Source organism: Arthrobacter sp. P1_D4, assembly GCF_056406115.1.
The window spans coordinates 1-629 of sequence record NZ_JBFUAU010000054.1 but is presented as its reverse complement, the minus strand read 5'-3'; the positions used below and the strand labels follow the sequence as shown (position 1 = coordinate 629).

The 629-nt window shown below is 69.4% G+C and carries 1 protein-coding gene; it reads left to right on the top strand.

The window, feature by feature from the left end; all coding sequences use genetic code 11:
- Positions 1 to 351: transposase (locus AC1D0A_RS21975; RefSeq protein ID WP_476946843.1), on the top strand; the 351-nt coding region annotated here is incomplete at its 5' end.
- Between the last annotated feature and the right edge of the window lie 278 nt (positions 352 to 629).

Here is a 629-nt window from a genome sequence, read left to right as displayed (position 1 = left end):
GTGGTCCGCGCCGGCAACTACGGCGGCGCCCTGGGCGACCCGCACCGCTGGCCCGGGCCGTCACAGATCTACCGGGCATCGGGTCTGTCCCCCACCCAGTACGAATCGGCAGGCAAACGACGCGACGGATCCATCAGCAGGGAAGGCAACGTGGCCCTACGCCGGGCCCTGATCGATCTSGGCATGGGGCTCTGGTTCAACGACGCGCCCAGCCGGACCTACGCCGCGGCGCTCAGGACCAGAGGCAARCACGGCGGCGTCATCGCCTGCGCGATGGCGCACCGCGCATCACGGATCGCCTACGCCATGGTCCGGGACCAGRCCASCTACGACCCCGGCCGCTGGAAGTGACAAGCCGCGGCACACCATGAKGCCAGCCGGAAATCCCCCTCACGGAACCCACGGAGGTGCCCGCAGGATCCCTTCACAACCCAGGCCGGCGGTGAGACGCTGGAACCGACGAAGGGCCGGACCAGACGCCGATACAGCTATGGCGGACGCTTCCCGCGTTACGCCGCACCTAGCTTGGCGCCCGGCCCTTCGCCCTTGGGCAGCCCGAACGACGCCAGATGACCCGGCAACCGCCGAGGTCGAATAAGTCAGCGTGGGCGCCCTTGGAATCACGCCGG